At 57.5% G+C, this 5390-nt stretch carries 4 protein-coding genes; all 4 read left to right on the top strand.

Translation table 11 applies throughout. The features are described 5' to 3' along the window. Positions 1 to 395, top strand: a 395-nt coding sequence (locus tag IE087_RS05650) for a hypothetical protein (protein ID WP_189368355.1), incomplete at its 5' end; no start/stop codon positions are given. 107 nt (positions 396 to 502) lie between these two features. Continuing rightward, positions 503 to 2728: an NADP-dependent isocitrate dehydrogenase gene (locus IE087_RS05645; protein ID WP_189368354.1), complete on the top strand. Its 2226-nt coding sequence runs from the start codon at positions 503 to 505 to the stop codon at positions 2726 to 2728. Positions 2729 to 2969: 241 nt separating this feature from the next. After that, complete coding sequence (gene hisD, locus IE087_RS05640; RefSeq protein WP_189368353.1) at positions 2970 to 4277, top strand: histidinol dehydrogenase; 1308 nt, start codon at positions 2970 to 2972, stop codon at positions 4275 to 4277. Positions 4278 to 4336: 59 nt separating this feature from the next. Next, positions 4337 to 5311 carry a zinc-dependent alcohol dehydrogenase gene (locus tag IE087_RS05635; RefSeq protein WP_189368352.1) on the top strand — a complete coding sequence of 325 codons (975 nt, stop codon included), beginning with the start codon at positions 4337 to 4339 and terminating at the stop codon, positions 5309 to 5311. The last annotated feature ends 79 nt before the right edge of the window (positions 5312 to 5390 follow it).

Genomic DNA, 5390 nt, shown 5'->3' with positions numbered 1-5390 from the left:
GGATCATTCAGAAGCCATGCATGCTCCATTTCAGCCGAGAAACGCCCAGCACATTCGGCGAAGGAAAAGGCGATGTCGTTGTCGGCTGCGGCCTGTGTGATCCCGGTTGCCATAACGACGAACGCTGCGCACATCGTTTTTATTCTGCTCATGTATTGAGCATTGCGGTGAAAAAGCTGCGCGTCAACTGTGCAGAATATAAAGAATTGCGGCGGTATCTTTCAATTTCGAACGGTCGGGTCTTTCGCGGCCGGAACGACTCCACGGCGGATGATTTCAGTTTCCGCGAGGCGGACCGGATGTTTCGCGCTTTTCTGATGCGCTCAAGGTGGTTTCCATGGCATCTTTTGCGCGGAAAAGCCGGGAAAACGGATACAATTGTCGCGCTTGCGTGACTGGCATTGAGCCTTTGCCGCTGACCCGTTATCTGCACGGCATACAATGGTGTGCAGAACGTCACGCCATGCGCCCCTCGTGTCTGAAACAAGCGAAAGACTGCATTATGTCCCAAGACGCCGCTCCCGACATCATCTACACCGTCACGGATGAAGCCCCACAACTGGCGGCGGCATCGCTGCTGCCTATCGTGCGCAAATTTGTGTCTGCCGCAGGCATCGACGTGTCGACGCGCGATATCTCGGTTGCGGGCCGTATCCTGGCAACATTCCCCGAACGCCTGACGGACGCGCAGGCGCAAAGTGACGATCTGGCGGCCCTTGGGCAGTTGGTGACCACGCCGGACGCAAACGTGATCAAGCTGCCAAACATCTCTGCCTCGGTGCCGCAGCTGCAAGCGGCGATCAAGGAATTGCAAGATCAGGGCTTTGATATTCCTGACTATCCGGAAGCACCTGCCACGGATGAAGAGAACGACATTCGTGCTCGCTACGACGCGATCAAGGGTTCTGCGGTGAACCCGGTGCTGCGCGAAGGCAACTCCGACCGCCGTGCACCTGCCGCTGTCAAAGCCTATGCCAAGGACAATCCGCATTCGATGGGCGCGTGGAGCGCCGACAGCAAGACCAAGGTGTCGACCATGGGCGCTGGCGATTTCCGCTCGAATGAGACATCGGTGACCCTGAGCGACGCGCAGGCCGGTGCTTTGAAAATCGAACATACGGCAGCAGATGGAACCGTGACGGTGCTCAAAGACGGACTGAGCATGGATGCGGGTACCATTGTTGACGCGACCTACATGTCGCGGACCGCTTTGATGGCCTTCCTTGGCAAAGCGATTGACGACACAAAGGCCGACGGTACGCTGTTTTCATTGCACATGAAGGCCACGATGATGAAGGTGTCGGATCCAATCATTTTTGGCCACGCCGTTCGCGCCTACCTCAAACCTGTCTTTGACAAATACGCCGACGATTTCGCCGCTGCGGGTGTGAATCCGAACTCTGGCCTCGGCACTATGCTGGACGTCATCGCGGGTATGTCCAACGGCGCAGCGATCAAGGCTGAGATTGACGCGGTCATGGCGGATCGCCCGCCGATGTACATGGTGAATTCCGACAAGGGTATCACCAACCTGCACGTGCCATCCGACGTGATCATCGATGCGTCTATGCCTGCCGTGCTGCGCGCCGGCGGCAAGGGCTGGGGCCCGGATGGTAAAGAGGCGGACACGAACTGCGTGATCCCCGACAGCTCCTACGCTCCGGTCTATGCCGAGACGGTTGATTTCTTCAAAGCCAATGGTGCGCTGGACCCGACAACTGCGGGAACCGTGCAGAACATCGGTTTGATGGCGAAAAAGGCCGAGGAATACGGCTCGCACCCTACTACCTTCGAAATCCCTGCTACCGGTACGATCAAGGTGATTGCAAGCAATGGTGATGTGCTGTCCAGCCACGACGTGGAAGCTGGTGATATTTGGCGGATGGCTTCGACCCGCAAGGAAGCGGTTCTGAACTGGGTTGACCTGGCGGTTTCGCGCGAATCCACAACGGGTTACGCGTCGGTCTTCTGGTTGGATGCCACGCGGGGTCATGACGCTGAGTTGATCAAGATGATCACGCCGATCCTGGCTGAGAAGGGCAAGACCGACACCTTCCAGATCATGGACCCGGCCGCTGCCACGCGCCATGCGCTCAAAGTCATCACAGTGGGTGACAACTGCATCGCTATCACCGGCAACGTGCTGCGTGACTATCTGACCGACTTGTTCCCGATCCTTGAGGTCGGCACGTCGGCCAAGATGCTGTCGGTTGTGAAGCTGATGAATGGCGGCGGCATGTTCGAAACCGGGGCAGGCGGGTCCGCCCCAAAGCACGTCCAACAGCTGGTCGAAGAAAATCACCTGCGCTGGGACAGCCTGGGTGAGTTCTGCGCCATTGCTGAAAGCCTTCGCTTCTTTGGCGATGCACACGGCAATACGAAGGCGTCCATCATGGGCGATGCTGCGGATGCCGCGATCATCAAGCTGCTGGGCGAAGGCAAATCCCCGGGCCGCAAGGTTGGTCAGCCGGACAACCGTGACAGCCATTTCTTCTTTGCCCTGTACTGGGCAGAAGCGCTGGCCGCACAAAGCGATGACGCGGATCTTGCCGCATCCTTTGCTGATCTTGCGGGTTCGCTTGGCGAAAACGCAGACATGATTTCAACCGAACTGATGGACGGACGTGGTGCAGCGGTCGATCTGGGTGGCTACTACAACACCGATGAGGCAAAGGTGACTGGCATCATGCGCCCGTCTGCAACTCTGAATGCTCTGATTGACGGCTAAGAATCCTACGCTGCCGGGCTTGTTCATCGGCAGCGTGTTTGCGGGCGCAGTATTCAGGTTGTGAATTCTGCGTCCGCATATTTCGCCGAAAATTGAGACATTTCGGCAGCGTATATTTCGAATAATAAAAAGTGTGACAGCTTGTTCGTGAATGTCACAAATCCGGTCTCGGCTGACCTTGCGTCGCCCGACTACAAACCCCTAGCGTGCGCCAGAATTCAAAAGTGAACCAAGGCATCCGATGGCACGTGAATACCTTAAGAAAGCAACGCTGACAGCAACATCAGGGGCATCTGACGTCAACCAGATTGTAAACGATATCCTGACCGATATCGAAGCTGGCGGCGATGCCAAGGCATTGGAATATGCGGCCAAGTTCGACAAGTACGAAGGCAATGTTCTTTTGACTGCGGACGAGATCGAAGCGGCCATCGCGCAAGTACCTGACAAGCTGAAAGCAGATATTCGGTTTGCCCATGACAATGTGCGGCGGTTTGCAGAAACCCAAAAAGCAACGGTCGCGAATGTTGAGCTTGAGGTCGTGCCCGGTCTGATCGCCGGTCAGAAGGCGATCCCGGTTGATGCAGCCGGTTGTTATGTGCCGGGTGGTCGGTACAGCCACATTGCCAGCGCCATCATGACAGTCACAACGGCCAAGGTTGCCGGTTGCAAGCACATCACCGCATGTTCACCGCCGCGTCCCGGCGTCGGTGTGGCACCGGCCATTGTCTATGCCGCTCACATCTGTGGCGCGGACAAGATCATGGCGATGGGCGGCGTGCAGGGTGTCGCGGCCATGACCTTTGGCTTGTTCGGCCTGCCCAAGGCAAACATCCTTGTCGGTCCCGGCAATCAGTTTGTTGCTGAAGCCAAGCGCATTCTTTTTGGCCGCGTGGGCATTGATATGATTGCGGGCCCGACCGACAGCTTGATCCTTGCCGATGGCAAGGCCGACGCGCATATCGTTGCGACCGACCTCGTCAGTCAAGCCGAACATGGGTATAACTCACCTGTATGGTTGGTCACGGACAGCCGCGATCTGGCCGAGCGCGTGATGAACATGGTGCCCCAACTGATCGCTGATTTACCGGAGGTGAACCGCGAGAACGCGACGGCAGCCTGGCGCGACTATGCCGAGGTGATCTTGTGCGCGGACCGTGAAGAAATGGCGACCTGTTCCGATGATTACGCGCCAGAGCACCTTACCGTACAGGCGGAAGACCTAGATTGGTGGTTGGACCGTCTGACATGTTACGGTTCACTGTTTCTTGGGGAAGAGACAACCGTGTCCTATGGCGACAAGGCATCTGGCACGAACCACGTGCTGCCGACCTCCGGGGCGGCAAACTACACAGGTGGCTTGTCCGTACATAAGTACATGAAGATCGTGACATGGCAGCGCGCGACCCGGGAGGGGTCGAAACCAGTAGCAGAAGCAACAGCTCGTATCTCGCGACTTGAAGGGATGGAGGGTCACGCCCGCGCGGCGGATGTGCGTCTGGCCAAGTATTTCCCGGGCGAGAACTTTGATCTGAGTGCCGAAGGCTGATCCGGGTCACATCAGCGATCCTTCTTGCTGATGTGATGAAGAGGGAGAGAACCCGTTAGATGAAAGCGCTTGTTTACGATGGCGTAGAAACGCTGACATTGCGTGATATGCCTGATGCAATTGCAGGCTCGGGGCAGGAATTGGTGCGCGTGAAAGCGTCGGGTATCTGCGGTTCGGACATGCATGCCTATCTGGGGCACGATGATCGACGTCCGGCCCCGTTGATCCTGGGGCATGAGGCGGCTGGTGTAATTGTCGGCGGGGATCGTGCTGGTGCGCGTGTCACGATTAACCCTCTTGTCGGGTGTGGGAGTTGTATTGCGTGCACATCCGGGCGCGACAACCTGTGTACGGATCGCACAATCATATCGATGCCTCCACGCGAAGGAGCGTTCGCCGAATTGGTGGCGATGCGCCCGGAAAACCTGGTTGAGGTCCCAGACGCTGTGTCTCTGGGCAAAGCCGCTTTGGCAGAACCACTCGCGGTCAGCTGGCACGCTGTACGTCTTGGGTTGGCGGCATTGGATCCGGCGGCCAGCCGCTCCGCGCTTGTTTTGGGCGGCGGCGCAATTGGTCTTGCCGCTGCCTTGGCGCTGAAAGCGCAGGGTTTGTCCAATGTTACTGTCGCCGAGCCGAATGAAGCCAGGCGCAGCTTTCTGGAAAATCGGTGTGATCTTCCATGTGTCCCCGCGGGGACAGGCAGCTACGGGCTGACTGTCGATGCCGTAGGATACGCCGCCACTCGGGCTTCAGTCTCATCACTCACGGAACCTGGCGGCGTGATCGTTCATATCGGGCTTGGCGAAGACATTGGCGGTCTCGATATTCGGCGCATGACACTGCAGGAAATCACATTCATCGGTACGTACACCTACACGCCGCAGGATTTCCGCGACACATGTTCAGCGATCTTTGACGGTCGTCTCGGTCCGCTTGACTGGACCGAGCAACGCCCGCTGTCAGACGGAGCGCGTGCCTTTGCAGACTTGCGCAGCGGAGCCGTTGCAGCCCCCAAAATTATCCTTCACCCCTGATGCCGGAGACAGCACATAAATGACGATAGACGCGAAGATCACGGCTGATTTTGTTGCGAACGGTATTTCGTTTGTGACG

Origin of the sequence: Tateyamaria omphalii (genome assembly GCF_014651375.1) — a bacterium.
In the GTDB taxonomy this organism is placed as follows: Bacteria; Pseudomonadota; Alphaproteobacteria; order Rhodobacterales; family Rhodobacteraceae; genus Tateyamaria; species Tateyamaria omphalii.
This window is presented reverse-complemented; position numbering and strand designations above follow the sequence as displayed.

Excerpts from the sequence above, each read along its gene's own strand:
- hisD (WP_189368353.1), top strand. The coding sequence starts at position 2,970 with ATGGCACGTGAATACCTTAAGAAAGCAACGCTGACAGCAACATCAGGG.
- IE087_RS05645 (WP_189368354.1), top strand. The coding sequence starts at position 503 with ATGTCCCAAGACGCCGCTCCCGACATCATCTACACCGTCACGGATGAA.
- IE087_RS05635 (WP_189368352.1), top strand. The coding sequence starts at position 4,337 with ATGAAAGCGCTTGTTTACGATGGCGTAGAAACGCTGACATTGCGTGAT.